Annotated in this window: 23 protein-coding genes and 1 riboswitch; of the genes, 13 read left to right on the forward strand and 10 right to left on the reverse strand. The window is 69.8% G+C overall.

Annotated elements, in window-relative coordinates; translation table 11 throughout:
- Positions 1 to 55: 55 nt before the first annotated feature.
- The 6 genes from P7V53_RS01070 (at position 56) to P7V53_RS01095 (ending at position 5,543) form a co-directional block, all read left to right on the forward strand.
- Positions 56 to 2,158 carry a M13 family metallopeptidase gene (locus P7V53_RS01070; RefSeq protein ID WP_280153627.1) on the forward strand — a complete coding sequence of 701 codons (2,103 nt, stop codon included), beginning with the start codon at positions 56 to 58 and terminating at the stop codon, positions 2,156 to 2,158.
- The gene (locus tag P7V53_RS01075; protein WP_280153628.1) at positions 2,158 to 2,982 is read left to right on the forward strand and encodes an AraC family transcriptional regulator; all 825 of its coding nucleotides are present in this window, start codon (positions 2,158 to 2,160) and stop codon (positions 2,980 to 2,982) included. Before P7V53_RS01070 ends, P7V53_RS01075 begins: the two co-directional genes overlap by 1 nt.
- 4 nt (positions 2,983 to 2,986) lie before the next feature.
- Positions 2,987 to 3,955, forward strand: coding sequence for a DMT family transporter (locus tag P7V53_RS01080; RefSeq protein ID WP_280153629.1), 969 nt, complete (start codon positions 2,987 to 2,989; stop codon positions 3,953 to 3,955).
- Between the two features lie 115 nt (positions 3,956 to 4,070).
- Positions 4,071 to 4,661 carry a thioredoxin fold domain-containing protein gene (locus P7V53_RS01085; protein ID WP_280153630.1) on the forward strand — a complete coding sequence of 197 codons (591 nt, stop codon included), beginning with the start codon at positions 4,071 to 4,073 and terminating at the stop codon, positions 4,659 to 4,661.
- 1 nt (position 4,662) lies between these two features.
- Positions 4,663 to 5,127 carry an NUDIX domain-containing protein gene (locus P7V53_RS01090; RefSeq protein WP_280153631.1) on the forward strand — a complete coding sequence of 155 codons (465 nt, stop codon included), beginning with the start codon at positions 4,663 to 4,665 and terminating at the stop codon, positions 5,125 to 5,127.
- Complete coding sequence (locus P7V53_RS01095; RefSeq protein WP_280153632.1) at positions 5,127 to 5,543, forward strand: hypothetical protein; 417 nt, start codon at positions 5,127 to 5,129, stop codon at positions 5,541 to 5,543. Before P7V53_RS01090 ends, P7V53_RS01095 begins: the two co-directional genes overlap by 1 nt.
- A 17-nt stretch (positions 5,544 to 5,560) precedes the next feature.
- On the opposite strand, the gene P7V53_RS01100 is transcribed toward P7V53_RS01095, so the two are convergent.
- Positions 5,561 to 6,016, reverse strand: coding sequence for an SET domain-containing protein-lysine N-methyltransferase (locus tag P7V53_RS01100; RefSeq protein WP_280153633.1), 456 nt, complete (start codon positions 6,014 to 6,016; stop codon positions 5,561 to 5,563).
- 193 nt (positions 6,017 to 6,209) lie between these two features.
- Here P7V53_RS01100 and P7V53_RS01105 point away from each other — a divergent pair, with 193 nt between their 5' ends.
- The gene (locus P7V53_RS01105; protein ID WP_280153634.1) at positions 6,210 to 6,659 is read left to right on the forward strand and encodes a cytochrome c; all 450 of its coding nucleotides are present in this window, start codon (positions 6,210 to 6,212) and stop codon (positions 6,657 to 6,659) included.
- Between the two features lie 9 nt (positions 6,660 to 6,668).
- Here the strand turns inward: P7V53_RS01105 and glcF are convergent, their stop codons facing one another.
- The 8 genes from glcF to P7V53_RS01145 all read right to left on the reverse strand — a co-directional run bounded on the left by glcF (position 6,669) and on the right by P7V53_RS01145 (position 14,989).
- The gene (gene glcF / locus P7V53_RS01110; RefSeq protein WP_280153635.1) at positions 6,669 to 7,901 is read right to left on the reverse strand and encodes a glycolate oxidase subunit GlcF; all 1,233 of its coding nucleotides are present in this window, start codon (positions 7,899 to 7,901) and stop codon (positions 6,669 to 6,671) included.
- A 7-nt stretch (positions 7,902 to 7,908) separates the two neighbouring features.
- Positions 7,909 to 9,006, reverse strand: a complete 1,098-nt coding sequence (gene glcE / locus P7V53_RS01115; RefSeq protein WP_280153636.1) for a glycolate oxidase subunit GlcE — start codon at positions 9,004 to 9,006, stop codon at positions 7,909 to 7,911.
- A 5-nt stretch (positions 9,007 to 9,011) separates the two neighbouring features.
- Entirely contained in the window at positions 9,012 to 10,514 is a 1,503-nt protein-coding gene (locus P7V53_RS01120; RefSeq protein WP_280153637.1) for an FAD-linked oxidase C-terminal domain-containing protein, read from the reverse strand.
- A 76-nt stretch (positions 10,515 to 10,590) separates the two neighbouring features.
- Positions 10,591 to 11,769 carry an FIST N-terminal domain-containing protein gene (locus tag P7V53_RS01125; protein ID WP_280153638.1) on the reverse strand — a complete coding sequence of 393 codons (1,179 nt, stop codon included), beginning with the start codon at positions 11,767 to 11,769 and terminating at the stop codon, positions 10,591 to 10,593.
- 28 nt (positions 11,770 to 11,797) lie between these two features.
- Positions 11,798 to 12,478 carry a PhaM family polyhydroxyalkanoate granule multifunctional regulatory protein gene (locus P7V53_RS01130; RefSeq protein ID WP_280153639.1) on the reverse strand — a complete coding sequence of 227 codons (681 nt, stop codon included), beginning with the start codon at positions 12,476 to 12,478 and terminating at the stop codon, positions 11,798 to 11,800.
- Between the two features lie 98 nt (positions 12,479 to 12,576).
- Positions 12,577 to 13,521 carry a TraB/GumN family protein gene (locus P7V53_RS01135; protein WP_280153640.1) on the reverse strand — a complete coding sequence of 315 codons (945 nt, stop codon included), beginning with the start codon at positions 13,519 to 13,521 and terminating at the stop codon, positions 12,577 to 12,579.
- Positions 13,518 to 14,000, reverse strand: coding sequence for a retropepsin-like aspartic protease (locus tag P7V53_RS01140; RefSeq protein ID WP_280153641.1), 483 nt, complete (start codon positions 13,998 to 14,000; stop codon positions 13,518 to 13,520). Before P7V53_RS01140 ends, P7V53_RS01135 begins: the two co-directional genes overlap by 4 nt.
- A 2-nt stretch (positions 14,001 to 14,002) precedes the next feature.
- Entirely contained in the window at positions 14,003 to 14,989 is a 987-nt protein-coding gene (locus tag P7V53_RS01145; protein WP_280153642.1) for a fumarylacetoacetate hydrolase family protein, read from the reverse strand.
- A gap of 133 nt (positions 14,990 to 15,122) precedes the next feature.
- Between P7V53_RS01145 and P7V53_RS01150 the strand changes: the two genes are divergently transcribed.
- The 5 genes from P7V53_RS01150 (at position 15,123) to P7V53_RS01170 (ending at position 22,344) form a co-directional block, all read left to right on the forward strand.
- Positions 15,123 to 16,091: a DUF3108 domain-containing protein gene (locus P7V53_RS01150; protein ID WP_280153643.1), complete on the forward strand. Its 969-nt coding sequence runs from the start codon at positions 15,123 to 15,125 to the stop codon at positions 16,089 to 16,091.
- A 166-nt stretch (positions 16,092 to 16,257) separates the two neighbouring features.
- The gene (locus P7V53_RS01155) at positions 16,258 to 16,530 is read left to right on the forward strand and encodes a DUF3567 domain-containing protein (protein WP_280153644.1); all 273 of its coding nucleotides are present in this window, start codon (positions 16,258 to 16,260) and stop codon (positions 16,528 to 16,530) included.
- 165 nt (positions 16,531 to 16,695) lie between these two features.
- Positions 16,696 to 18,987, forward strand: a complete 2,292-nt coding sequence (locus P7V53_RS01160) for an ATP-binding protein (RefSeq protein ID WP_280153645.1) — start codon at positions 16,696 to 16,698, stop codon at positions 18,985 to 18,987.
- 111 nt (positions 18,988 to 19,098) lie between these two features.
- Positions 19,099 to 21,285: a bifunctional diguanylate cyclase/phosphodiesterase gene (locus P7V53_RS01165; RefSeq protein WP_280153646.1), complete on the forward strand. Its 2,187-nt coding sequence runs from the start codon at positions 19,099 to 19,101 to the stop codon at positions 21,283 to 21,285.
- Between the two features lie 9 nt (positions 21,286 to 21,294).
- Entirely contained in the window at positions 21,295 to 22,344 is a 1,050-nt protein-coding gene (locus P7V53_RS01170; RefSeq protein ID WP_280153647.1) for a homocysteine S-methyltransferase family protein, read from the forward strand.
- 39 nt (positions 22,345 to 22,383) lie between these two features.
- Here the strand turns inward: P7V53_RS01170 and P7V53_RS01175 are convergent, their stop codons facing one another.
- Positions 22,384 to 23,580, reverse strand: coding sequence for a phosphohydrolase (locus P7V53_RS01175; RefSeq protein WP_280153648.1), 1,197 nt, complete (start codon positions 23,578 to 23,580; stop codon positions 22,384 to 22,386).
- A 61-nt stretch (positions 23,581 to 23,641) separates the two neighbouring features.
- Positions 23,642 to 23,716: riboswitch (S-adenosyl-L-homocysteine riboswitch) on the forward strand.
- A 50-nt stretch (positions 23,717 to 23,766) separates the two neighbouring features.
- On the opposite strand from P7V53_RS01175, the gene metH reads away from it, so the two are divergent.
- Positions 23,767 to 26,505 carry a methionine synthase gene (metH, locus tag P7V53_RS01180; protein WP_280153649.1) on the forward strand — a complete coding sequence of 913 codons (2,739 nt, stop codon included), beginning with the start codon at positions 23,767 to 23,769 and terminating at the stop codon, positions 26,503 to 26,505.
- The last annotated feature ends 22 nt before the right edge of the window (positions 26,506 to 26,527 follow it).

The raw sequence follows: 26,527 nt of genomic DNA on the forward strand, positions 1-26,527 counted from the left end.
GGACGGCCGGCGTCCCGTCCGGACATGCCGGCCGCAGGCGAGCCTCTGCCGTGGCATGCTGCTGTCTCGCTCGCTGCACCCCGCCGTCATGCCCCCTTGCCCCTCACTCCTGCGCCTCGGCATCGCCGGCGCTCTTGCCCTGTCGCTCGCCTGCGTTTTCGCCCAGCCCGCCGAGCGGCGCGACCAGCCCCTGAAGTCGCTGCCGTACTCGCCCGGCCTCGACCTGCACTCGCTCGACCGCAGCGCCGACCCCTGCGTCGACTTCTACCGCTACGCCTGCGGCGGCTGGCAGCAGAACAACCCGCTGCCTCCCGACCAGGCGAGCTGGGACGTCTACAGCAAGCTGCACGAAGAGAACCTGCGCTTCCTCTGGGGCCTGCTGGCCGACGCAGCGGTGCAGCGACCGGATCGTGCGCCGTCGGAGCAGAAGACCGGCGACCACTTCGCCGCCTGCATGGACACTCCGGCCATCGACGCAGCCGGGCTGACACCCCTGCAGCCCTTTCTTGCCCGCGTCGCTGCCCTCACGTCGGTGAAGGAGGCGGCGCCGCTGGTGGCGCAGCTGCACCTGCACAGCGCCAGCGATGCGATGTTCCGCTTCGGCTCGGAGCAGGACTTCGCCAACTCCGCGCAGGTCATCGCGGGCGCCGACGCCGGCGGCCTGGGGCTGCCCGACCGTGACCACTACCTGAAGCCCGACAAGCGCTCGCGCGACATCCGCGCTGCCTACCACGCGCACATCGTGCGCATCTTCGAGCTGCAGGGCGATGCACGGGCGGCCGCCGAAGCGGCGGCCAAGACGGTGATGGCCATCGAGACGGAACTGGCGCGCTCATCGCTGACCCGCGAGCAGCGCCGCGATCCGTACAAGGTCTACCACCGGATGTCGCTGGTGCAGCTGCGCAAGATCGCACCGGCCTTCGATTGGCCGGCCTACCTGCAGGCATCGACGGTGCCCGCCGCCACGCCGATCAACGTCGCGCAGCCGGCGTTCTTCCGCAAGCTCAGCAGCCTGCTCCAGCAGCGGCCGCTGGCCGACTGGAAGACCTATCTGCGCTGGAACATCGTCAACAGCGAATCGCCCTACCTCGCATCGCCGTTCGCGACAGCCAGCTTCGATTTCTACTCGCGCAAGCTGCAGGGGGTCGAGACCATGCCGCCGCGCTGGAAGCGCTGCGTGCGCTGGGTCGACCGCGATCTCGGCGAGGCGCTCGGACAGGTGTTCGTCAAGCACACCTTCGCGCCCGAGACCCAGCAGCGCGCCGCGGACATGACGCGCGCGATCGAAGAGGCGATGCACCAGCGCATCCAGTCGCTGCCCTGGATGGGCCCGAAGACCAAGGAGGCGGCGCTTGCCAAGCTTCGCACGCTGGTCAACAAGATCGGCTATCCCGATCGCTGGCGCGACTACGGGGCGGTCGAGATCCGCCGCGACGACTTCTTCGGCAACGTGACGCGCAGCCGCGCCTTCGAGGCACGGCGCCAGCTCGCCAAGGTGGGCAAGCCGGTCGACCGCGAGGAATGGGGCATGACGCCGCCGACGGTCAACGCCTACTACGACGCCCAGCTCAACTCGATCAACTTCCCGGCCGGCATCCTGCAGCCGCCGCTGTTCGATCCGAAGATGGACGACGCGCCGAACTTCGGCAACACCGGCTCGACGATAGGCCACGAGCTGACCCACGGCTTCGACGACGAAGGGCGGCAGTTCGATGCGCAGGGCAACCTGCGTGATTGGTGGGGCAAGGCCGATGCGGCGCAATTCAACCGGCGCACCGCCTGCATCGTCGACCAGTACTCGCACTACACCGTGGTCGACGACGTGAAGATCAACGGCCGGCTGACGCTGGGCGAGGATGTGGCCGATCTGGGCGGCACCGTGCTCGCCTACATGGCATGGAAGGCCGTCACCGCGAACCAGAAGCTCGAGCCGCGCGACGGCCTCACGCCGGACCAGCGCTTCTTCATCGGCATGGCGCAATGGGGCTGCAGCAACGAGCGCCCCGAGATTCTGCGGCTGCGCGCGCTCACGGATCCGCATTCGCCCAATCGCCATCGCGTCAACGGCGTGGTGTCCAACATGCCGGAGTTCGCGCAGGCGTTCCAGTGCAAGCGCGGCCAGCCGATGGTGCGCGACAAGGTCTGCAAGGTGTGGTGATGCACGTCGATGCCGCGGAGTTCAAGCGCATCCATCGCCCCGGCGTGGAGCTCTACCGCGCCCACATCGTCCGCCATGCCTTCGACCCGCACACCCACGAGGCTTTCGGGCTGGGCGCGATCGAGTCGGGCGTGGAGCGCTTCCGCTACCGCGGCGGCGAGCATCTGGCGCCGCCGCAGTCGCTGGTGCTGATGAACCCGGACGTGCTGCACACCGGGCGCGCCGAGACGGCGCAGGGTTGGCGCTACCGCATGGTCTACATCGATGCCGACGTGGTGGCCGAGGTCACCGGCGAGCCCGGCTGGTGGTTCGCCGACCCGGTGGGACACGACACCGCGGCGGCGCAGCGCGTGAGCCGGCTGCTGGCCGCGATGTGGCAAGGTGCCGATGCGCTCGCGCTGGACGGCGCGCTCGGCGAGCTGCTCGACACGATCCGTCCGCATGCACGCGGCGCCCGCGCTCCTTCGGCCGCGCGTCCCGACAGCGTGCTCGACCGGGCCGTGGCGCTGATGCACGACCGCCTCGCCGACACGCTGTCGCTGGAGCAGCTGGCCGCGGCCGCCGGGCTCAGTCCGTTCCATTTCCTGCGCCGCTTCAAGGCGCAGCACCACGTGACGCCGCATCGCATGCTGATGGCGCTGCGCCTGCATCGCGCCAAGCAGCTGCTGGCCGCCGGCGTCGCGCCGGCCGAGGCCGCTGCCGATGTCGGCCTGGTGGACCAGGCGCACCTGACCCGCCGCTTCGCCCGCATGTACGGCGTGACGCCGGGGCGCTACCAGCAGCAATTGGGTACAAGACCGGTCCGGCGCGCCGCCGCAGACTGAGCGGATGTTCATCGGTTGTCTGTTCGCACTGGCCGCCGGCCTGATGTGGGGCCTGGTCTTCATCGCCCCCCTGCTGCTGCCTGACTATCCGGCGCCGCTGCTGTCGTTCGCACGCTATCTCGCGTTCGGCCTCATCGCCTTGCCGATCGCCTGGTGGGACCGTGCCCGCCTGAGGCAGCTGGCGCGGGCGGACTGGATCGAGGCGCTGAAGCTGTCGGCGATCGGCAACCTGCTCTATTACGTGTGCCTGGCCGGAGCCATCCAGCGTGCCGGCGCGCCATTGCCGACGATGATCATCGGCACGCTGCCGGTGGTCATCGCCATCGTGTCCAACCTGCGCGACGCGCGGCGCGACGGGCGCCTGCCGTGGCGTCAGCTCGCGCCCTCGCTCGCGCTGATCGGTGTCGGCATCGCGCTCGTGAACCAGGTCGAGCTGCGGCACCTGCGCAACGACCCGGCTGCGGATCCGACGCGCTATGCCACCGGCGCGGTGCTGGCAATCGTGGCGGTGGCGTGCTGGACGTGGTATCCCATTCGCAATGCCGACTGGCTGCGCGCCCATCCGGACCGCAGCCCGCGAAGCTGGGCCACGGCGCAGGGTCTCACCACCTTGCCGCTGGCCTTCGCCGGCTGCGTGCTGTATGCGGCCTGGGATGCGGCGACCGATGCGCCCTTCGACATGCCTTTCGGTCCGACGCCCATGCTCTTCATCGGCCTCATGCTGGCCATCGGCCTGCTTGCTTCGTGGGCCGGCACGCTGTGCTGGAACGAGGCCAGCCAGCGCCTGCCGACCACGCTGGCCGGCCAGCTCATCGTGTTCGAGACCTTGTCCGCGCTGGCTTACGCCTTCGTGCTGCGGGGCCGGTGGCCCGATGCGGCCACCGCGGCCGGTATCACGGCGCTCATCGGCGGCGTGGTTTGGGCGCTGCGCGCACGTCCCGAACCGCTGGCGGCCGAGGGTCACGCCGGTTGAGCCTCACGGCCAGGCCTGTCGCCTGACAATCGGATTGAACTCGACCGGCCTTTCCGGGCCGAAGCAGGTCCCCGGCGCCCCGGCCGGTCAACCCTCCGAAACAACGATGAGCCGCATGAACCGAAGACGCTTTCTCTGCCGCAGCTCCGCCACTGCGCTGGCTGCCCTGGCGGTTGCCGCCTGTGGCGACAAGGCCGCCACGCCCGCCGCTGCGACGCCGTCCGCGCAAAAGCCCGCCCCGAAGGACGCGTACGAGATGGCCGGGCGGGCCAGCGGCTTCACGGTCGGCTCGATGATGGCGGCCAACACCGTCTACGTCTTCTTCGATCCCACCTGCCCGCACTGCGCCACGCTGTGGACCCAGTCGAAGCCGCTTGCCACCAAGCTCAAGATGGTCTGGATTCCCATCGGCTGGCTGCAGAAGTCGTCGGCGCCGCAGGCCGCGACCATCCTGTCGGCGCGCGACCCGGCCGCCGCGATGGCCGAGAACGAGGCCAGCGTGCTCGAGCGCCGCGGCGGCATCACGGTCGCTTCGTCGCTCAGCGACGAAGCGCTCGCCAGGGTCAAGGCCAATACCGAGCTGTTCAACAAGATCGGCGAAGAGAGCGTGCCGCTGATCGTGTTCAAGAACGGCAAGACCGGCGACTACGGTGTGCATGCCGGTGTCGTGCCGAGCGAGCAGCTGGCCGCGATGGTCGGCATGTAGCATGAAGACGACGAGTTGCGGCATCCTCGTGCTCAACGCGGACAGCGAATTGCTGCTGTGCCATGCGACGGGGTCGTCGCGCTGGGACATTCCCAAGGGCCACGGCGAGGACGGCGAGTCGCAGGTCGAGACCGCCCTGCGCGAGACTGCGGAGGAGACCGCGCTGGTGTTCCTGCCCGACGACCTGCTGGAACTGGGCCGCTACGCTTATCGGCCGTCGAAGGACCTGTGGCTGTTCGCGGCGCTCACCGAGCGCTTCGACACCGCGCGATGCCGCTGTCGCACGCAATTCGCCGACCGCTTCGGCCGCATGCGGCCCGAGATGGACGGCTTCGCCTGGACGCCCTTCGCCACGGTGGCCGAGCGTTGTGCGCGCAACCTGAGCCAGCTGCTCACCGCGACCTTGTCCTTGCCCGACACGCTGTCACGGCTGACGAGCTGGGGACGGCTCGCCCGTCCGCTGTGATGCGCCGGGTGTTGGTGATGGCCGCCGTGCTGGCTGGCATCGCCGGCGCGGCCGCGGCCGCGCCCACGCCGGCCCGCTGCGCCGCCTGCGTGGCCGCTCTGAAGGCGCGCGCCGAGCCGCTGGCGCAGCGGCTCAAGCGAGGCGATGCGGCCGCCGAAGCGCCCCTGGTGCCGATCGTGACATCGTCGTTCGCGTTCGTCGGCACGGTCTACAAGCAGGGAGTGCGGGCGCCACAGGCCGATGAGCTGCTGCGCGGCGCCGAAAAGGCGCAGGCGCAGCTGCCGCCGGCCGAGCTCGACAAGCTGCAGCGCACCTGTCAGCTGGAGGGCGAGCAATTGATGAAGGACGCCAACGCCTTCGAGCGGATGTTCGTCAGTCGCGCGGTGCGCAACCGCATCGATCAGCTGAAGAAGTAGGCCTGCCTCGCGGTGACCTAAAGGGCCATGGTGCCGCGGCAGCGCGCTGACCCGCAGCGGCAGACGTAGCGCGCCGGATCGTCCCCGCCGACGTCCAGCCGGTAGTCGATGGACAGCTCCTCGCCCGCGCGGATGCGGCGCTTCGTGCGGATGACGATGTCGAGCTCGCCGTCGTCTGCCATCTCCTCGTTCGCCTGGCAGTTGGGCTCGCACGAGTGGTTGATGTGGCGCGTGGCGTTGCCGCCGTCCGCGGCGTCGATCAGCGTGCCGTCCGACAAGCCGAAGACATACGTCATCTCCCGCTCCGGCGGCCGCTCGCGCAGCTCTTCGGGGCCATAGCGGCGCCCTTCGTAGACGCCGACCCGCCATCCCGGCGGCAGGCTGCGCAGCGCGAAGACGCCTTCGCCGTGGATGGTGCTGGGGCGCACTTCCACGGCGACGGCGCCGGCCAGCGGGGTCAGGACGGCGTTCATCGTCGGATGCGAACGGGATCGAGGCCGTGGTTGCGGCAAGGCGCGTACCCGGGCACAGTTCTTCTCATCATGATCGACCATCGGGGGCGATCGCTTGTTTCAGGAAGAAGCGGGGGGTTCCATGCGTACACGGTTCGATCTCGTTCGCTGTTCGAATCCCTCCCACCACTTCGACGAAGGAAAGGAAAGCCGCATGAAAGTCCGATTGCTCTGCCTGGCCGCCCTCGGCCTGGCCACCTCGCTGCCTGCCGCAGCCCAGTTCGCCAAGCCGGAGGACGCGATCAAGTATCGCCAGGGCGGCATGGCGGTGATGGGCGCGCATTTCGGCCGGCTCGGTGCGATGGCGCAAGGCAAGGTGCCGTTCGACGCGAAAGCCGCTGCCGACAACGCCGAGGTCGTCGCCTTCGTCTCGCGACTGCCCTTCGCCGGCTTCGTGGAGGGCACCGACAAGGGCAACACCAAGGCCAAGCCCGAGATCTGGAAGGAGCCTGACAAGTTCAAGGCCAACGCCTCCCGCATGCAGGAGGAGGTCGCCAAGCTCAACGTCGCCGCCAAGAGCGGCAATCCCGATCAGGTCAAGGCTGCCTTTGGCGAGGCGGCCAAGACCTGCAAGAGCTGCCACGACGACTTCCGGGAGAAGTGATCCCCGGCATCACCGCAACGCCTCGTCCAGCACCTCCACCCAGTGCCGCACCGGCGTGGCGGTGCCGCTCTGCAGATGCTGGATGCACCCGACGTTGGCCGACACGATGACCTGGGGCTTCAGCGGCGCGAGCTGCGCCAGCTTGCGGTCGCGCAAGGTGATCGCCATCTCGGGCTGCAGCACCGAGTAGGTCCCGGCCGATCCGCAGCAGAGGTTGCTTTCGTGCGGCGCCAGCTTCACCTCGAAGCCGAGCGCCGGCAGGTGTGTCTCGACCAGCCCGCGCAGGTTCTGTCCGTGCTGCAGCGTGCAGGGCGGATGGAAGGCCAGCGGCGTGGTGCCGTGGGGCTGCAGCCGCTCGCGCAGCAGCGGCACGAGCTCGGGCAGCAGCTCGCTCAGGTCGCGGGTGAGCTCGGCGATGCGCCGCGCCTTGTCCGCATACGCCGGGTCGTGCGCCAGCGCATGGCCGTAGTCCTTGACCGTCACGCCGCAACCGGAGGCGTTCATGACGATCGCCTCGACGCGGCCCGAGGACACCAGCGGCCACCACGCATCGATGTTGCGTCGCATGTCGTCCAGGCCGCCCTCGGGATCGTTCAGGTGCAGCCGGATCGCGCCGCAGCAGCCGGCCTCCTTCGCGACAAGCGTCTGGATGCCGGCTGCATCCAGCACGCGGGCGGTGGCGCTGTTGATGTTGGGCAGCATCGCCGGCTGCACGCAGCCGGCGAGCAGCAGCACGGCGCGTGCATGCTCGCGTGTGGGCCAGCGATGCGCGCCGGGCCCCGACTTCACTGCCACCTTTGCCTTCAGCGCCGCCGGCAAGAGCGGCCGCACCGCCTGTCCCAGCTTCATCGCGGGCGCGAACAGCGGCGACGTGAGCCCCTCCTTCAGCAGCCAGCGCACTGCACGCTCGCCGCCTGGCCGCGGCACGCGCTCCTCGACGATCCGGCGCCCGATCTCCACGAGGTGGCCGTAGTCGACGCCCGAAGGGCAGGTCGTCTCGCAATTGCGGCAGGTCAGGCAGCGGTCCAGGTGGATTTGCGTCCGGCGCGTCGGCTCGTGGCCCTCGAGCACCTGCTTCATCAGGTAGATGCGGCCGCGCGGCCCGTCGAGCTCGTCGCCCAGCACCTGGTAGGTGGGGCAGGTGGCGGTGCAGAACCCGCAATGCACGCACTTGCGCAGGATGCCTTCGGCTTCCCGGCCCGCCGGCGTGTCCTTGAATTCGTCGGAAAGTTGCGTTTGCATTGCCGCCTCAGAGTCCGGGGTACAGCCGGCCGGGGTTGAAGATGCCCGCGGGATCGAAGGCCTTCTTCAGGTCCCGGTGCAGGCGGTCCAGCGGCGACTGCAGCGGCGCGAACACGCCGGCCGACTTGTCGAGCGCGCGAAACAGCGTCGCATGGCCGCCCGCGCGGATCGCGGCATCGCGCACGACGCCCGCGCCGGCGTCGGTGACGAGCCAGCGCTGGGCACCGCCCCATTCGATGAGCTGCGGGCCGCCGAGCTCGATCGGCGCAGCGGTGGAGGGCAGCGACAGGCGCCACAGCGCGCTGCTGCCCGCGTTGACGGCGTCGCGCGCATGTTCGAAGAAGTCGTCGCCGTGGTTGCGCACGCCCTGCCAGAACGCTGCGGCGAACTCCGGCTCGACGAGCTCGCCGCCCAGTGCGGTGATCGCTGCATCGACGGCCGCCTGGGCGCCGCGCAGCCGCAGCAGCAGCGTGCCGCTCCACCAGGCGCTGGCCGACAGCGGCAGCGGACGTCCCGCCCATTCATTGAGGCGCCGCAGTGCGTCGGCCTGGCTCATTCGAAAGCGCAGCGTGGCCGTGGCCGGAGCGACGGGCAGCACCTTCAGCGAGACCTCCAGGATCACGCCCAGCACGCCGAGCGAGCCGGCGAGCAGGCGCGACACGTCGTAGCCGGCGACGTTCTTCATGACCTGGCCGCCGAAGCTCAGCACCTCGCCGCGGCCGTTGAGCAGCGTGGCGCCCAGCACGTAGTCGCGCACCGCGCCGACTGCCGCGCGCGACGGACCCGAGAGGCCGGCGGCGACCATGCCGCCGACGGTGGTGCCCGGCGCGTAATGCGGCGGCTCGAACGCCAGGCACTGTCCGCGCTCGGCCAGGGTCGCTTCGAGCCTGGCCAGCGAGGTGCCGCAGCGTGCCGTGACGACCAGCTCGGTCGGCTCGTAGCTGGAGATGCCCTCCAGCACGGTGGTGTCGAGCAGCTCGCCTTGCGGTCTCTCGCCGTAGAAGTCCTTGGTGCCGCCCCCGCGGATGCACAGTTGCGCGCCGGCCGATTGCGCCGATTGCACGCGGTCGATGAGGCGCTGCAGCGCAGGGTCGGTGGCGTCCACGAACTTCAGAATCGCGGGATGTCGGCGAACGGCAGCAGGCCGCGCCGTACGTGCATCTTTCCGTACTCGGCGCAGCGCGACAGCGTCGGGATGACCTTGCCGGGATTGAGCAGCTCCTTGCGGTCGAAGGCGTGCTTGAGCGCCAGCATCTGCTCGCGCTCGGCCGGCGAGAACTGCACGCACATCGACGACAGCTTCTCGATGCCGACGCCGTGCTCGCCGGTCACCGTGCCGCCGAGCGCCACGCTGGTCTCGAGGATGTCGGCGCCGAACAGCTCGCAGCGGCGCAGCTGGTCGGGGTCGTTGGCGTCGAACAGGATCAGCGGATGCAGGTTGCCGTCGCCGGCATGGAACACGTTGACGCAGCGCAGGTCGTAGCGGCGCTCCATCGCCGCGATGGCGATGAGGATGTCGGCCAGCCGCTTGCGCGGGATCGTCGAGTCCATGCACATGTAGTCGGGACTGATGCGCCCGCTGGCGGGAAAGGCGTTCTTGCGCCCGCTCCAGAAGCGCAGGCGCTGCGCCTCGTCGGCGCTGACCTGGATGCCGCTGGCCCCGCTGGCGCGCAGCACCTCGACCATGCGGGCGATCTCCTCGTCCACCTCTTCCGGCGTGCCGTCGCTCTCGCACAGCAGGATGGCCGCGGCGTCCAGGTCGTAGCCGGCGTGCACGAAGTCCTCGACCGCCGCGGTCATCGGCTTGTCCATCATCTCGAGGCCGGCCGGCACGATGCCGGCAGCGATGACGTTGGCCACCGCGTCGCCGGCGTGGCGGATGTCGTCGAAGCTGGCCATGATGCAGCGCGCCACCTGGGGCAGCGGAATCAGCCTGACCGTGACCTCGGTGATGACGGCCAGCATGCCTTCGCTGCCGACGATCACGCAGAGCAGATCGAGTCCGGCGGCGTCGAGCGCGCCGCTGCCGAACTCGACCGGCTGGCCCTCGACGGTATAGCCGCGCACGCGCAGCACGTTGTGCAGCGTGAGCCCGTATTTCAGGCAATGCACGCCGCCGGAGTTCTCGGCAACGTTGCCGCCGATGGTGCAGGCGATCTGGCTGCTCGGGTCGGGGGCGTAGTAAAGGCCGTGCGACCTGGCGGCTTCGCTGATCGCGAGGTTGCGCACGCCGCACTGCACGCGCGCCGTGCGCGACAGAGGATCGATCTCGACGATCTGCTTGAACTTGGCCAGGCTGAGCGTGACGCCCAGCGCGTGCGGCAGCGCGCCGCCCGACAGGCCCGTTCCGGCGCCGCGCGCGACCACCGGCACGCCGAGGCGGTGGCAGGTGCGCAGCACGGCCGCCACCTGGTCCTCGGTCTCGGGCAGCGCAACCACGAGCGGTTGCTGGCGGTATGCGGTGAGTCCGTCGCACTCGTACGGCACGGTGTCTTCCGACTGCCACAGCAAGGCGTGCGCGGGCAGATGGGCCGACAGCTCGGCGACCACCACGGCCTGGCGCTGCGTGCGATCGGCGCGGCTGGCGGGCTCGGCGTGCGGGGCGGCTTTCACGTCTGGCAATGTACCGCGCGGGGTGGTGTGCGGCGGGTCAAAGCGGCTTTGACTTCGCGGCCGGGAATGCCGGCCATCACGTGAACACGGTCAACACTCCCGTGTACCCGTAGACGTGATGCCGCGCGATCTCGCCGTTGGCGAAGAAGCCCGCCAGCGGCACGTCTCCCAGCGCATGGCGCACGATCGCCAGCTCGGCGGACGGCGCGCCGAAATGCGGGCCGCCGCGGCCGGCACAGCTCACGTACACCGCGCCGGCGATGTGCCGGGGCGCATCGGACTCCAGCTCCTCGCGGATTTCGGTGCAGATGCGCACCAGGTCGCGTCGGGCGGCGTCGGTGTGGCGGGCGCAGAAGGCCAGCTGCGAACCCTGGGGCGCGATGTCGCCGATCGCGATCGCCCGCCGGGCGGGGTCCAGTCCCACCAGGTGGCGCACGCGGGTGTCGGTGCCGAACTGGCCCGGCCTCGCGAGCACGTCGTCGAAGGGGTCCGACAGCCCCACGAGGGTCTGTCGAAGCCGCGGCAGCGCCTTGCGCGGGTCGTCGCCGTCGACGGCCAGGTCGCGCAGCAGGCAGTCGAGCGCCGGCGCGCCATCGAGCGAGACGACGACATTGCGCTCGGCCTCCGTCACGTGACGCACCGGCCCGACCGGCTGGCAGCCCTGCGTCACGCGGGACACCAGCGGCACCTCGGCGCTGAAGGCGACGCCGGACAGGCCACCGTCGAACACGGCGTCGGCGATGTGCAGGCAGCGCCCGAGGCGCGCGCCATCCTCCTCGGCACGCGCCGACGCCAAGCCGCCGAACAGGTATCCGGTGGCCGTGCGGCCGGCCAGCTCGCCGACCAGTTCGCCGAGATCGGCGGTGGCGGGGTCGGCATGCACCTGCGCGGTGGCGGCATCGAAGCGCTCGGTCGAGGCGCCGAGCGGCTGCACGCCGGAGAACAGCCGGAAGTGCTCCCGCGGCACGTCGCCGAGCATGAGGACGACCGCCGGCTCGTCGATGTACTCGACCCCATTGGCGCACACGCCCACGCCCACTGCGCCCACCCATGCCACCCCCGGCCAGCGCGCGCTCAGCTCGGCCAGCACGCTTTCCGCCTGGGTGGCGAAGTGGTCGGTGAGGTAAAGCCATCCCAGCGTCGGCTCGCCGACGAAGCCCGGGCGGCCGCGCCGAGCCTCGATCTGCGCAGCGGCCAGCGCCACGGCCATGTGGGAATCCGGATGCGTGGCGTGAGCGTTCAGGAACTGCGTCATCGCTCTTCCGCCGGCGGCGGCCCTGCGCTCAGGTCTTGTTCTTGGAGGCGGCGCGCTTGCGCGAGCCGCCGGTGCTCTTGCGTGCGGCCTGCGCCACGTTGCCCGGCACCGCCACGGCCTTCTTCAAGGTCTGCCCCGCGGCATCGAAGCTCTGCTTGACCATGGAGCCGGCGAGATTCTTCGCCGCATCGGTGGCGGTGTCCTTCATCGCGCTGGCCGCGAGCTGGGTGAACTGCTTGGTGAGGGCGCCCCACCATTGCATCGGGTCGACCGCCGCCGCCGCCGCGGCCTCCGAGGCCGTGGCGCCCGCGGTCTTGCGTGCGGACTTGGGCGTGGCGGCCGGCTTGGCAGGTTCGGCGGGGGGAGCCGGCGGGGGCGCAGACGGGGCAGGCGTGTCGGCAGTGCCCGGGATGCGGATCTTCAGCGACTCGCGCAGGTCGTCCATCTGCACGTTCATGGTCTTCAGCGTCGACAGCGTCATGCGCTGCACTTCGAGCGCCTGGATGGTCGCGCCCAGCATGCGCGCGTTCTGCTCGAGCCAGAACTGCACGGTGCGCAACTCCTCGATGCGCTTTTCGAGCTCCTCGGGGTTCAGCGTGGGAGCGACCCACTGGCCGATGTTGGGCAGGGCAGAACCGGCGTTCTTCACGAGGCCCTGGAGGAAATCGAAACCCGGTACCAGTTTCGTGAAGGCGGGAGCGTCGGCCATGAGGTCTCCTGGGGCACTGTTGTTGTTCGAGGATTGTGCATGGCTTGCGCACGCGGCGCCATCCGCGTCGGCCCGCCGCGCCTAGTCGGTGAATCGACCTACCTGAACTCGACCCGCTCGACCGCATACCCGCGCTGCCTCAGCAGCGTCGGCAACCCCAGCGGTCCGATCATGTGCAGGCTGCCCACCGCGGCGAAGACCCGCCTGCCGCCCCGGTGCAACTGGTCGATGCGCTCCGCGATCGCCGGGTTGCGATCGTCGAGCAGTCGCCGGTGCATCGCGCGCTCCTCCTCGGTGTCCAGGCACTGGCACCATTTCTCGTAGTCCTCCAGCTCGGCGAAGCGGCCGTCGGCCCAGACCTCGGCGATGCGGGCCAGCATCGGCGTGGCGCGGCCGCTCTCGAGCTCGGCGAGCACCTGCTCCACCAGCACCTGCGTCTCGTCGCGGCTGCGCCCGCGCAGGATCGCGAGCTGCAGCTCGGGCGTCTCCAGCGAAGACACCGGCTTGTTCAGGCCGCGACCCCATCCGGCGATCGCAGAATCGATCGCGTAGGCGGGGTCCAGTCCCTGGTGGCGCGCGGCCATCACCATGAGCGTGGTGGCGACCATCTCGGGCGCCAGCGTGGCGACGAGCTGCTCCGGGAGGCAGGCGGCCCTCACCTGCGCCTTCAGCCTTTGCGCCAGCTCGCCCGACAGCGCCTGCTGCGGCCGCGGCGCCATGCCGGCGCGCAGCCGCTCGATGACCTCGGGATCGAGCATGTCGAGCTCCAGCGCGACCAGGTCGCTGGCGCGCACGGCGGCCATCAGCGTCGGGCCGGGATACGTCCATTCGAGCCTGGCGATGTGCACCGTGCCGTAGAGGTAGGAGGCGCGGCCGTCCTTGCTCAGGCGCCACAGGAAGCCGCGGTCGCGTGCCGTCTTCATGCCGGCCTGCAGCTGCTGGGCCGTCGGCGGCTGCGCGACCGGCGGGCAGTCGATCGGGGCTTGCCCCCATGCGCATGCGGCCAGTGCGAATGTCAGGAGAAAGGCGAACCACCGCTTCATGCGCCGGGCCCCAGGTCGATGGTCAGTACGCCGTCGCGCTGGCGCCAATGCAGCCGGCCCAGCACGTTCATGCCCAGCAGCGGCGCGTCCAGCGCCGGCAGCGCGACGATGCGCAGCCGCTCGGCCCGCACCCCGCCGTCGAGCACGATGTCGGCGCGGGTCGCATGGCCGCGCGCGATGCCGCCAGCGGTGCTCGATTCGACCTCCTGCTCCAGCGGCAGTCGCAGCTCGCGCGCCAGGGCGGCCGGGATCGCGGTGCCGCTGGCACCGGTGTCGATCAGAAAGTCGACGGGCCGGCCGTTGATCGTGCCTGGCCAGTGGTAGTGGCCGTCGGCGGCGCGCCGGATCTCCACCCGCCCGCCTTCGGCCTGGAAGCGCGTCTGCTGCTGCTCGCGCAGCCACCACTGGATGCCGACGAACACGGCCAACCCCACCAGCAGCCAGCCGGTGACGACCTTCAGCGTGTGCGGGTGATCCATCGTCAGCGCGCGAGCGGCGCGACCTTCTGCTCGATCGCCCCGAACACGCTCATGCCGTCCTCGCCCTTCATCTCGATGCGGATGGTGTCGCCGAACTTCATGAAATCGGTCTTCGGCGCGCCGGACTCGATCGTTTCGATGGCGCGCTTCTCCGCGATGCACGAGTAGCCCCGCGCCCAGTCCTTGTTGCTCACCGTGCCGCTGCCGACGATGCTGCCTGCGCGCACCCGGCGTGTCTTCGCGATGTGCGCGATGAGCTGGCCGAAGTGGAAGGTCATCTCGGGCCCGGCGTCGGTCAGGCCCACGCGCTTGCCGTTCCACACGCTTTCCAGCTTGAGGTGCACGCGCCCGCCTTGCCAGGCGCCGCCCAGTTCGTCGGGCGTGGCGGCGACGGGGCTGAAGGCGGTCGCCGGCTTGCTCTGGAAAAAGCCGAAGCCCTTGGCGAGCTCGGCGGGGATGAGCTGGCGCAGGCTCACGTCGTTGGCCAGCAGCAGCAGGCGGATCCCCTCCAGCGCTTCGTCGGCCGACGTGCCCGTGGCGACGTCGCCCGTGATCACCGCCACCTCCGACTCGAAGTCGATGCCGAATTCCTCGCTGGGGCAGACGATGTCGTCGCACGCGCCCAGCAGGTCGTCGCTGGCGCCCTGGTACATCAGCGGGTCGGTGTAGAAGCTCTCCGGCATCTCGGCGCCGCGCGCCTTGCGCACCAGTTCGACGTGGTTGATGTAGGCCGACCCGTCGGCCCATTGGTAGGCACGCGGCAAGGGGGCCATGCACTGCCGCGGGTCGAAGGCGAAGGCATGGCGCGCCTTGCCGTGGTTGAGCGCGTGGGACAGGTCCTCGAGCTGCGGCGACAGGAAGTTCCAGTCGTCCAGCACCTGCTGCAATCGCGTGGCGATGCCGGTCGCATAATGGGCCGTGCCCAGGTCGCGGGAGACGACGACGAGCTGTCCGTCACGCGAGCCGTCCTTGTAGCTGGCAAGTTTCATCGGTTGGTGGGCGCTGCATGCCCGCTGTGGGTCAGACCCCGCATTGTCGATGCTCATCGAAGAAGAACCGCCGCGCATGCCGCCACGCCGCCGCCCCGGCGGCCGCGTGCTTCTCGCTGCAGCTGCCGCCGCCGTGCTGCTGCACGGCTTGCTGCTGAACAGCGACGGGCTTGCGGTCACGGCGCCTCCTCGCGCTCCGGCCGTCAGCGTGCGCACGGTGGAGGTGTCGGCGCCGCTCGCAACGCCCGCCGCACCGCTGGTGACGCAGCCGCTGCCCGCGCCGCCCGCGGCCCCGCCGCGCCGTGCGCCAGCCCCGCGTGCCGTGTCACCGGTCGCGGCGAGCCCATTGCGCGCCGAACCCGCCCCGATCGAGATCGCGCCGTCGGCCATCGTTTCCACGGCCGCTGGCCCATCCGCCCCGTCCGACCCGCCGGAATCGCGCGACACCGTCCCGCTCTATCGCACGGTGCTGGCATCGCCGGCGACGCTGCACTACGAGATGAAGCGAGGATTTCTCTCGGGCATCGGCGCGCTGCACTGGAAACCCGCCGGCGGCACCTACGAAACCCGGCTCGAGGGCCACGTCGCGGGGGCGCACGTGCTCACCGAAACCAGCACCGGCACGCTCGACACGCACGGGCTTGCGCCGCTTCGCTATACCGACTGGCGTGCGCGCCGCGCAATCAGCGCAGCCAATTTCCAGCGCGACAAGGGCAAGATCACCTATTCCGGCCCGCAGGTCGAGCATGCCTTGCCTGCCGGCGCACAGGACCGCGTGAGCTGGATGGTGCAGATCGGCGCCGTGCTGAACGCCGAGCCGCATCGCGCCACGCCCGGCGGGCGCCTTTCCTTCTTCGTTTCCGGTGCGCAGGGCGATGCGGACGTGTGGACATTTCGCTATGTGGGGACGGAGGCCGTCACGACCCGGCTCGGGCCGCTGCGTGCCGTCAGATTTACACGCGAACCGCGCAAGACCTACGACCGGCAGGTCGATGTGTGGCTTGCGCCCGAAAGGGAACATCTCCCGGTGCGCGCTCGCTTCACCACCCAGGCCAACGGCGAAGTTTTCGAATTGCTGCTGCGCGATATCCAGTCGCCATGAGGCGTACGCCTGCGCGGCGCGGGCGGCTGTCGCACTGCACCACGCTGTCGGCGCTGTCTTGTCGCAGCTTGTTTCGTCTGGCCGACCTGCAAATGCGGGGTCGCGGTCGTCCGCAGGCTTGAAATTTGCGTTGAGACACTCAGCTTCCCTGCCAGAGGAGTCCCAGATGCAAATGCTCTACAACTCGGACAGTTTCGCCGTCGTCATGTTCGATGCTTCGGACGACGACGCCGCGGGAAGCACCAGCGCCCTGATTCGGGGTGGCTACGAGATCGTCGACAAGTTCGCGCGCAAGGAGATCTTCATCGAAGGCGCCCTCGCGCAAAGCTTCAAGGAAGGCGTCGAGGCGCTGATCGAGAGCCAGCCGTCGGAGGAAGAGATCGACGAATACCTCGGTCGCTTTTCCGTGCTGATGCAGCACCCCGTCATCCTGCACTGACCCCCGCGCGCCTTCGGGCGCTTCCTCCGGGGCGCACCACCCCTCCGTCTTCCGTCTGCAGTCTTCTCCATCGACCCGAGCAAGCCCTGAGCAAAAGGGGCTTGCCCGCTGGTGCATGCTGCGCCAAGATGGGTTTCAGGACTCTTCCTTGCTGGAGGTGCCCGAATGGTCAAGAACGTGGACGCGCGCATGGTGCTGTCGCCCGGCCTGAAAGAGGCGCCGGTCCTCGACCGCATGTGCTCGCAGTTCGTGCTCACGCTGACCATGCGGCACGTCGGCCGGTTCAATCTCCGGCGCGACTGGAACAGCCTGCTCTCGCTGACCGGCCGGCACCTGGTGTGGCCGGCGTCGGTCCTGGTGCGGCTGCGCGAGTTCCTCAACACCCGCTGCAAGGGCAACGAGCAGTGGCGCGGCCACGAGGCGCTGAGTCACGAGGCCTTCATGGAACGGCACGGCGGCTGGCGCGGACCGTACGAGGAGGCCACGCTCTTCTTCTACGTCGACGAGTACATCAAGGACGCGCCGAAGGACCTGCTCGCCGTGCTGGGCGCCACCGCCGACTGGCTCGATCGCAGCCTGAAGAAGGAGTCGACGCTGGTCGAGAAGAACATCGATGCGCTGGCGAACCTGCTGCAGCTCAATCCGGCCGAGCGCGCCCTGCTGCTGTACGGCACCCTGGCGCGCTACCAACGCGACCTGCGCGGGCTGCTGGTCGAGTTCAAGGTCTCGAATGCGCAGGAGGCCTACGCGGCGATCGCCGCGGTGGCCGGTGTCAACGAGACCGAGGTCGCCGAAGCGCTGCGAGCGGGCTCGCGCCTCGAGCGCATCGGCATGGTCGAGAACCTCATCTCCGAGCACAACATCACCGACCTGGCCGACCTGATGAAGGTCAGCGAGCAGCTTCCGCCGGTGCTGATGCGCCACTACGAGGGGCCTTCCGACCTGATGGCGGTGTTCACGCGTCCGGCGACGCGCAGCGAGCTCACGCCGGCCGACTTCCACTACGTCGGTGACGACCAGCGCGTGCTGACCGCCATGCTCAAGAGCGCAGTGGCCGACAAGGAGCCGGGTGTCAACGTGCTGCTGTACGGTCCGCCGGGCACCGGCAAGACCGAGCTGGCGAAGGTGGCCGCGCAGGCCGCCGGCCTCGAGCTCTATGAAGTCGAGTACGCCGACCGCGACGGAAATTCGCTGTCCGGCCGCGACCGCTACCGCTCGCTGCAGATCAGCCAGGTCTTTCTCAAGGGCGGCCACAACGTGGCGCTGCTGTTCGATGAGGTGGAAGACGTGTTCCCGCCGATCTCCACCGATGCGGCGCAGGTGCTGGCACGGCTGGACACCGGGGACGGCGCCCCCACCGGCAGCGTCAGCGGAAAGGCCTGGGTCAACCAGATCCTCGAGACCAATCCGGTGCCGGTGATCTGGGTCACCAACCGCATCGAGCAGATCGACCCGGCGTTCCGCCGCCGCTTCCAGTACCACCTGGAGCTGAAGAGCCCGCCGCCCGGCGCGCGCGAGGCGCTGGTGACGCGCGCGCTGACGGGCGTGCCGGTGTCGGAGGGCTTCGCCGCCAAGCTCGCCGAGCGCAAGGGCCTCACGCCGGCGCAGGTGCGCACGGCGGTCAAGTTCGCGCGGCTGGCCGGCGAAGCCGGCCAGGTGGAGGCGCTGATCGAGCGGCAGATCGGCAACGCCGACAAGGCCCTCGGCAATGCCCTCACCGGACGCGGTCCGCGCCACGTGGTCACGCAGTACGACCTGAGCCTGGTGCACACCGAGTCGCGCTTCGAGGTGCCCAAGATCATCGAGGCGCTGCGCCGCAAGGGCATCGGCACGATGTGCTTCCATGGGCCTCCGGGCACCGGCAAGACCGCGCTGGCCGAGCACATCGCGCAGCAGATGCAGCGCCCGCTGCTGATCCGCCAGGCGTCCGACATCGTCAGCAAGTTCGTCGGCGAGACCGAGCAGAACATGGCCGCCATGTTCAGCGAGGCCGAGGCCGAGCAGGCAGTGCTGCTGCTCGACGAGGCCGACAGCTTTCTGCGCAGCCGCCGCATGGCGGAGCGCAACTACGAGGTCAGCGAGGTCAACGAGATGCTGCAAGGCATGGAGCGCTACGCCGGCGTCTTCATCTGCACCACCAACCTGTTCGAGGAGCTGGACGAGGCGGCGCTGCGTCGCTTCACCTTCAAGATCCGCTTCAAGCCCCTGACGCTGCAGCAGCGCCTGCGCATGTTCGTGGCCGAGGCGCTCGACGGCGCGGAGTCCGCGATGACGGACGAACAGCGCGAGCGGCTGGCGGCGCTGGACCAGCTCGCGCCGGGCGACTTCGCCGCGGTGAAGCGGCAGGTCGACATCCTGGGCGTCGGCTTCGAGCCCGACGAATTCCTGTCGCAGCTGGAAACCGAGCACAAGGTCAAGCCCGAGGTGCGCCAGCGCCGGGGCATCGGTTTTCGCTGAAATGCAAGCCGGCCGGGTCACGGATCCGGCACAACCCGTTATTCCTCCACGCCGCGGGCCGTACGCCGCGGCGGCGACCATTGCAGACTCGGGGCTCCCGCTGGCCGACCCATGAGCCCCGACTTCGATGCCCTCACGCTGACCGGCGCGACCGCCGCGTCGCTGCGCCTGCTGCTCGCCTGGGCCGCCGGCTGGGCTGCCGCGCTCGTCGGCCTGATCGTCGTGCAGCGTGTGGAAGGCGCGGATCCGCGGCTGCAGCGAAGCTGGTTCATCACCGGCAGCGTGATCTCCGGCCTCTGCGTCTGGGCCGGTGCGCTGTGCGCGGTGTCCGCCTGGAGCGGTGACGCCGGGGCTCCCTTGAGCGGCTCGGCGGTGGCCTTGCTGCTGACGCTGGCCACGACCGCGATGTCGCTACGCGCCGCGATGAGTCTGCCGCGCACGCGGCGCTTCCTTTGGGCCGGGGGCAGCGCCATCGTGCTGCTCGCCGCCGCGGCCGCATGGGCGCAGGCGATGGCATGGAAGACGACGCTGCCCGTGGTGCTGGCCAGCGTCGTCGCCGCCGGCGTCGTCCAGGCCGCCACCGTCGCGCTGCTGCTGCACTGGCGGCGGCGCGAGCGTGACGCGCCGCTGACGCGCGCTGCCCTGGTGGCACTGGCGCCCGGTGCGGCGGGGCTGCTGCCCTTGCTCATCGTGGCGCTCGGGACGTCGCTGCCGCCCGCGCAGCCGCTCGGCCTCGAGGTGTGGTGCGCCGTGCTGACCGGCACGATGGCCGCGCTGGCCGTGCAGGCCGCCCGCATGGAGCGACACCTGGTCGGCAAGCATCAGATGCTCGGCGCGCGGCTGAAGCAGGCCACCGCCACGCTGCAGCGCTCGCCGCTGGCCGATCCGCTCACCGGCCTGCTGAGCCGCGTCGGCATCGAGGCCGCCTTGCGCAAGGCTGCCGCCGAGGCGGAAAGTCGCGGCCAGCGCATCGTGCTGCTGGCCATCGGCCTGGACGGCTTTCGCAGCGTCAACGACTCCTTCGGCCATGCGCTGGGCGACAGCGTGCTGCGCGAAGTGGCACGGCGGCTGGTGGAGGAATCAGGCGAGCTTCTCGCGCCGCCCAAGGTGATCGGCCAGCACCTGGCCCGCCTCGGCGGCGACGAGTTCGTGCTGATGCTCACCGGCCATCTCGACCGTGCCGTCATCGCGCGCGCGGCCGGCCGCCTCCTCGAGGCGCTCGACGGTCCGGTCACCTGCGACGGCCACGAGCTGACCTTGTCGGCCTCCATCGGCGTCGCATGCTTCCCGGAGGACGGGGGCGCCTCCAAGCTGATCTCGCGCGCCAACGCGGCGATGCATGCGGCCAAGGCGGCCGGCGGCTCCACCTACATGACGTTCGAGCCGCGCATGCAGGACGAGGCGCGCGACCGCCATGAGTTGCTGCGCGACCTGCGCCATGCCATCGAGCACGAGCAGCTGGAGCTGTTCTACCAGCCCAAGATCGACGCCCGCAGCGGCCAGGTGACCGCGGCCGAGGCGCTGCTGCGCTGGCACCACCCGGTGCGCGGCACCCTCAGTCCCGAGCTGTTCATCCCGCTGGCCGAGCGCCACGGCCTGATAGGCGCACTGGGCAACTGGGTCATCGAAGACGCCTGCCGCCAGGCCAAGGTGTGGCGCGAGCGCGGCCTGAAGATGCGCGTGGCGATCAACCTGTCGGTGTTCCAGATGCGCCAGAACGACCTCGTCGAGCGCATCCAGGCGGCGCTCAAGCGCCACGGCGTGAATCCCCAGCGGCTCACCTGCGAGATCACCGAGTCGGTGGCGATGGAGGACACGCAGGTCACGCAGCGGACCTTCGAGCGGCTGGGGCAGGCGGGCATCCACCTGTCCATCGATGACTTCGGCACCGGCTATTCCAGCCTCAGCTACCTTCGGCAGCTGCCGGCCACCGAGCTGAAGATCGACCGCAGCTTCGTGATGGACCTCGACACGAATGCCGACGCGCGGGCCATCGTCGATGCGGTGCTCAAGCTCGCGCACGCGATCGGCCTGAAGGTGGTGGCCGAGGGCGTGGAGACCATCCGCCAGCGCGACATCCTGCTGGAGCTCGGGTGCGACGAGTTCCAGGGCTACCTCTTCGCACGCCCGATGTCGGCGCGCTCGCTGCTGATGTGGGCGGTCGACGACAAGCCGGCGAAGAACGCGTTCCGGCCGTCGCTGTTCGCCGAGGCGGAAGACCTGGAGTCGGTGCAAGGACCGAAGTCGACGCACGAGGGCGCGACCGTACAGCCCTTGCGGCGATGGCGCCGCTCGTAAAATCGCCGGATGAAACCCGTCGCCTACACGCGCGCCCAGGCGCTGCCTTCGATCCTGCAACAGCGCATCGCCATCCTCGACGGCGCGATGGGCACGATGATCCAGCGCTACAAGCTCACGGAGGCCGACTACCGCGGCGAGCGCTTCAAGGACCATCCGAAGGACCTGAAGGGCAACAACGAGCTGCTGCAGTTCACGCGGCCCGACGTGATCCGCGAGATCCACGAGCAGTACCTCGCGGCCGGCGCCGACATCATCGAGACCAACACCTTCGGCGCCACCTCCGTCGCCCAGGAGGACTACGGCCTGGCGCCGCTGGCGCGCGAGATGAACGTCGCCGCCGCCCGGCTGGCGCGCGAGGCCTGCGACAAGCACAGCAGCGCCGACAAGCCGCGCTTCGCGGCCGGCGCGCTCGGACCGACGCCCCGCACGGCGAGCATCAGCCCGGACGTCAACGATCCGGCCGCACGCAACGTCGGCTTCGACGAGCTGAAGGCGGCGTATCACGACCAGGCGGCCGGCCTGCTCGAGGGCGGCTGCGACCTGTTCCTGGTCGAGACCATTTTCGACACGCTCAACGCCAAGGCCGCCATCTTCGCGCTCGACGAGCTGATGGAAAGCACCGGCGAGCGGCTGCCCGTCGTCATCTCCGGCACGGTCACCGACGCATCGGGGCGCATCCTGTCGGGCCAGACGGTCAGCGCCTTCTGGCACAGCGTGCGGCATGCACGTCCGCTGGCCGTGGGCCTGAACTGCGCGCTCGGCGCCACGCTGATGCGGCCCTACATCGAGGAGCTGGCCAAGGTCGCCGGGGACACCTTCATCAGCTGCTATCCCAACGCCGGGCTGCCCAACCCGATGAGCGACACCGGCTTCGACGAGACGCCGGAGATCACCGGCAGCCTGCTCGAGGAATTCGCGAAGTCGGGCTTCCTCAACATCGCCGGCGGCTGCTGCGGCACCACGCCCGCACACATCGCGCAGATCGCGCAGCGTGTCGGCCGCTATCGGCCGCGCTGCCTGCACGACGGCACGTTCACGTCGCTGCTGGCCGCCTGACGCCTCCCTCGCCCGGCAGCGGGCGAGGCCACCATCGAACTAGAGCTGCAGCAGCCGCTGCAGGTTGAGCCGCAGCTTCACCTCGTGCGGCGCTACGCCGCCGGCGATCTCGTGGGCCTTCTGGCGCGTGTCGCGCACCGCGGGCTCGCCCAGCGGCGTGCCGCTCCTGCCCATGACGCTCGCGACCAGCGGCTCGTTCGCGCGGCGGCCGCGGCGCAGCACCACCGCCACTTCGGTGCTCGCCAGGCGCACGTAGCTGCCCGGCGGGTAGATGCCGACCGCCTTGATGATCGCCGCCCCGGCCGCATCGGCCTGCTGCCGCTCGTCGAGGTAGGCGGCCTTGGCGGCCGCCGTCGCGGCCATCGCCCGCCGCATCCGGCGCGGGCTGAGCCGCGCGGCGAAGATGTCGGCGCGCTGGACCAGCCGGGCGAGCTGCAGCGGGGCAGGCAGCTCGTCCAGCGGCCCCGGCGGCGACGCGTGGTGATGCTCGACCGCCTGCAGCCACAGCTCGTCGGCGACACCCGCTTCGCGCATCACCCGCGAGCCGCGCGACGCGTGGCTGTCGATCTGCTCGCGCTGGCGCGGCGTGACCGGCGAGTCCTGGACCGCGAGCTGGTCCTGCAGGGTCGTCATGGCGAGGTTCATCGTGAAGGCGGCGCGGCGCAGCGACGGCCGCCAGTCGGCCGGCCAGCTCAGATGCCGCGCGGCCAGCTCGCACACCGCGCTGACCAGCAGCGCGTGGGTCACGCTGTACTGGTGCGTCTCCTGGGTCGTCGAATGGATCAGCGTCAGCAGCGAGGCATCGGCATCGGCTTCCACGAGGGACAGCGCCTCGCGGTCGATCCGCTCCACGCGGGCGCCGAAGTCGGCCTGCGGCGCGTCGTGCAGCAGCGCGCTGGCGCGCATCAGCACGGCATTCCACGCGGCGATCGGGTCGGCGTGCCTGCGGGGCGCCGCCGGGCCGCAGTCGGCCGCGTCGGGCACGGCGCGGGCGATCTGGCCCAGCAGGGCATTGCTGCGGACCATCGAGTCGAGCTTGCCGGCGAGCGCCTTGCGGAACTGCTCGGAATCGGCCGCGTCGACGTAGATCCCGCGCGCGATGAGCTGCTGGCGCTGCGTCTCGTCGGCCAGCAGCGTGCCGCGGGGCATCAGCAGCTGACCGGCGGCGTCGCGCAGCGCCACCGGGATGGGGTGGCCGACGCGCAGCGCGGTGGGGTGAAGTTGAATGACGGCCATCCGTGGGGTTGTCGGCATTTGCGCCGCGGACTTGAACCCGTGCCACCGTACAATTCGCCCCTCGCCCAAGGAGCGCTGCGACAGCCGCCACGGCTGCCAGGCTTGGGCCCGAATCCCCCAACGGCGCTCACCCGGAACCTCCAGGCCGCGGTGAGTTGCGCGGCCTCTTTCAGTCGCCGCTCTGCCATGACCACCACCGTCGCCGCCCCCTCCGTGCCCGCCATGAAGCTGTCGGGCCTCGAGCCCGTGTCCATCGGCGAGGGAACGCTGTTCGTCAACATCGGCGAGCGCACCAACGTCACCGGCTCCAAGGCCTTCGCGCGGCTGATCCTCAACGGCGAGTTCGAGAAGGCGCTGGCGGTGGCGCGCCAGCAGGTGGAAAACGGCGCCCAGGTCATCGACGTCAACATGGACGAGGCAATGCTGGACAGCAAGGCCGCGATGGTGCGCTTTCTCAACCTGATCGCCTCCGAGCCCGAGATCGCGCGCGTGCCCATCATGATCGACAGCTCGAAGTGGGAAGTGATCGAAGCCGGCCTCAAGTGCATCCAGGGCAAGGGAATCGTCAACTCCATCTCGCTGAAGGAAGGTGTCGAGGCCTTCAAGCAGCAGGCCAAGCTGGTGCGCCGCTACGGTGCGGCCGCGGTGGTGATGGCCTTCGACGAGAAAGGGCAGGCCGACACCTATCAGCGCAAGACCGAGATCTGCGAGCGCGCCTACCGCATCCTCGTCGACGAGGTCGGCTTTCCGCCCGAGGACATCATCTTCGACCCCAACATCTTCGCGATCGCCACCGGCATCGAAGAACACGACAACTACGCGGTCGACTTCATCGAGGCGACGCGCTGGATCAAGCAGAACCTGCCCGGCGCCAAGGTCAGCGGCGGCGTGTCCAACGTGAGCTTCAGCTTCCGCGGCAACGATCCGGTGCGCGAGGCGATCCACACGGTGTTCCTGTACCACGCCATCAAGGCCGGCATGGACATGGGCATCGTCAACGCCGGCATGGTGGGCGTGTACGACGACCTCGAGCCCGACTTGCGCGAGCGGGTGGAAGACGTGGTGCTCAACCGCCGCAAGGACGCAGGCGAGCGCCTCGTCGAAGTGGCCGAAAGCGCCAAGGGCGCGGCCAAGGACGATTCGGCCAAGCTCGCCTGGCGCGCCAAGCCGGTCGCCGAGCGGCTGTCGCATGCGCTGGTGCACGGCATCAACGACTTCATCGTCGAGGACACCGAGGAGGTGTGGCAGCAGATCAGGGCGAGCGGCGGGCGTCCGCTGCACGTCATCGAAGGCCCGCTGATGGACGGCATGAACATCGTCGGCGACCTTTTCGGGCAGGGCAAGATGTTCCTGCCGCAGGTCGTGAAGTCGGCGCGCGTGATGAAGCAGGCGGTGGCCCACCTGCTGCCCTACATCGAGGCCGAGAAGCGGGCTTTGGTCGACGCCGGAGGCGAGGCGCGGCCCAAGGGGAAGATCGTCATCGCCACGGTGAAGGGCGATGTGCACGACATCGGCAAGAACATCGTCACCGTCGTGCTCCAGTGCAACAACTTCGAGGTCGTCAACATGGGCGTGATGGTGCCCTGCCAGGACATCCTGGCGCGCGCCAAGGTGGAGGGCGCCGACATCATCGGGCTGTCGGGCCTCATCACGCCGAGCCTCGAGGAGATGCAGCATGTCGCGGCCGAGATGCAGCGCGACGAGCATTTCCGCATGAAGAAGATCCCGCTGCTCATCGGCGGGGCCACCACCAGCCGCGTGCACACGGCGGTGAAGATCTCGCCGCACTACGACGGCCCGGTGGTGTACGTGCCCGACGCGAGCCGCAGCGTCAGCGTGTGCAGCGAGCTGCTTTCCGACGACAAGGCCGCGGCCTACATCGCCGAGCTGAAGTCGGACTACGAGAAGGTGCGCCATCAGCATGCCAACAAGAAGGCCACGCCCCTGGTGAGCCTGGCCGACGCGCGCGCCAACAAGACGCCGATCGACTGGCGCGAGGGCGTGCCGTCCGCGCCCAAGTTCATCGGCCGCCGGGTGTTCCGCAACTACGACCTGCACGAGCTCGCGCAGACCATCGACTGGGGTCCGTTCTTCCAGACCTGGGACCTGGCGGGAAGCTACCCGGCCATCCTCACCGACGACATCGTCGGCGAGTCGGCGCGGCGCGTGCTGAGCGACGGCCAGCGCATGCTCAAGCGCCTCATCGACGGCCGCTGGCTCACCGCCAACGGCGTCATCGGCCTGTACCCGGCCAACACCGTGAACGACGACGACATCGAGATCTACGCCGACGAGTCGCGCCGCGAGGTGCTGATGACCTGGCGCGGCCTGCGCATGCAGAGCGAGCGGCCGGTGGTCGACGGCGTGAAGCGGCCGAACCGCTGTCTCGCCGACTTCGTCGCGCCGAAGGCCTCGGGCCTGGCCGATCACGTCGGCCTGTTCGCGGTGACGGCCGGCCTGGGCGTCGAGAAGAAGGAGAAGCTCTTCCTCGACGATCACGACGACTACAGCGCGATCATGCTGAAGGCGCTGGCCGACCGCCTGGCCGAAGCCTTCGCCGAGCGGCTGCACCAGCGCGTGCGCACCGAGCTGTGGGGCTATGCGGCCGACGAGGCGCTTTCCAACGCCGAGCTCATCGCCGAGAAGTACCGCGGCATCCGTCCGGCGCCGGGCTATCCGGCGTGTCCCGATCACACGGTGAAGGGCGAGATGTTCCGGGTGCTCCAATGCGAGGACATCGGCATGGGTCTCACCGAAAGCCTGGCCATGACGCCGGCGGCCAGCGTCAGCGGCTTCTACCTGGCGCATCCGCAGGCGACCTACTTCAATGTCGGCAAGATCGGCGACGACCAGCTGCGTGACTGGGCGCAGCGGGGCGGTCGCGATCTGGAGCGCACGCAACGCGCGCTGGCCTCATTGCTGTAGGAAACGACTCGTCACACAGGGC

Origin of the sequence: Piscinibacter sp. XHJ-5 (assembly GCF_029855045.1) — a bacterium.
Taxonomy (GTDB): Bacteria; Pseudomonadota; Gammaproteobacteria; order Burkholderiales; family Burkholderiaceae_C; genus Albitalea.

Excerpts from the sequence above, each read along its gene's own strand:
- P7V53_RS01080 (WP_280153629.1), top strand. The coding sequence starts at position 2,987 with ATGTTCATCGGTTGTCTGTTCGCACTGGCCGCCGGCCTGATGTGGGGC.
- P7V53_RS01105 (WP_280153634.1), top strand. The coding sequence starts at position 6,210 with ATGAAAGTCCGATTGCTCTGCCTGGCCGCCCTCGGCCTGGCCACCTCG.
- P7V53_RS01070 (WP_280153627.1), top strand. The coding sequence starts at position 56 with ATGCTGCTGTCTCGCTCGCTGCACCCCGCCGTCATGCCCCCTTGCCCC.
- P7V53_RS01095 (WP_280153632.1), top strand. The coding sequence starts at position 5,127 with ATGCGCCGGGTGTTGGTGATGGCCGCCGTGCTGGCTGGCATCGCCGGC.
- P7V53_RS01170 (WP_280153647.1), top strand. The coding sequence starts at position 21,295 with ATGAAACCCGTCGCCTACACGCGCGCCCAGGCGCTGCCTTCGATCCTG.
- P7V53_RS01130 (WP_280153639.1), bottom strand. The coding sequence starts at position 12,478 with ATGGCCGACGCTCCCGCCTTCACGAAACTGGTACCGGGTTTCGATTTC.
- glcF (WP_280153635.1), bottom strand. The coding sequence starts at position 7,901 with ATGCAAACGCAACTTTCCGACGAATTCAAGGACACGCCGGCGGGCCGG.
- metH (WP_280153649.1), top strand. The coding sequence starts at position 23,767 with ATGACCACCACCGTCGCCGCCCCCTCCGTGCCCGCCATGAAGCTGTCG.
- P7V53_RS01145 (WP_280153642.1), bottom strand. The coding sequence starts at position 14,989 with ATGAAACTTGCCAGCTACAAGGACGGCTCGCGTGACGGACAGCTCGTC.
- P7V53_RS01125 (WP_280153638.1), bottom strand. The coding sequence starts at position 11,769 with ATGACGCAGTTCCTGAACGCTCACGCCACGCATCCGGATTCCCACATG.
- P7V53_RS01155 (WP_280153644.1), top strand. The coding sequence starts at position 16,258 with ATGCAAATGCTCTACAACTCGGACAGTTTCGCCGTCGTCATGTTCGAT.
- P7V53_RS01140 (WP_280153641.1), bottom strand. The coding sequence starts at position 14,000 with ATGGATCACCCGCACACGCTGAAGGTCGTCACCGGCTGGCTGCTGGTG.
- P7V53_RS01085 (WP_280153630.1), top strand. The coding sequence starts at position 4,071 with ATGAACCGAAGACGCTTTCTCTGCCGCAGCTCCGCCACTGCGCTGGCT.
- P7V53_RS01135 (WP_280153640.1), bottom strand. The coding sequence starts at position 13,521 with ATGAAGCGGTGGTTCGCCTTTCTCCTGACATTCGCACTGGCCGCATGC.
- P7V53_RS01075 (WP_280153628.1), top strand. The coding sequence starts at position 2,158 with ATGCACGTCGATGCCGCGGAGTTCAAGCGCATCCATCGCCCCGGCGTG.
- P7V53_RS01100 (WP_280153633.1), bottom strand. The coding sequence starts at position 6,016 with ATGAACGCCGTCCTGACCCCGCTGGCCGGCGCCGTCGCCGTGGAAGTG.
- P7V53_RS01160 (WP_280153645.1), top strand. The coding sequence starts at position 16,696 with ATGGTCAAGAACGTGGACGCGCGCATGGTGCTGTCGCCCGGCCTGAAA.
- P7V53_RS01165 (WP_280153646.1), top strand. The coding sequence starts at position 19,099 with ATGAGCCCCGACTTCGATGCCCTCACGCTGACCGGCGCGACCGCCGCG.
- P7V53_RS01090 (WP_280153631.1), top strand. The coding sequence starts at position 4,663 with ATGAAGACGACGAGTTGCGGCATCCTCGTGCTCAACGCGGACAGCGAA.
- P7V53_RS01175 (WP_280153648.1), bottom strand. The coding sequence starts at position 23,580 with ATGGCCGTCATTCAACTTCACCCCACCGCGCTGCGCGTCGGCCACCCC.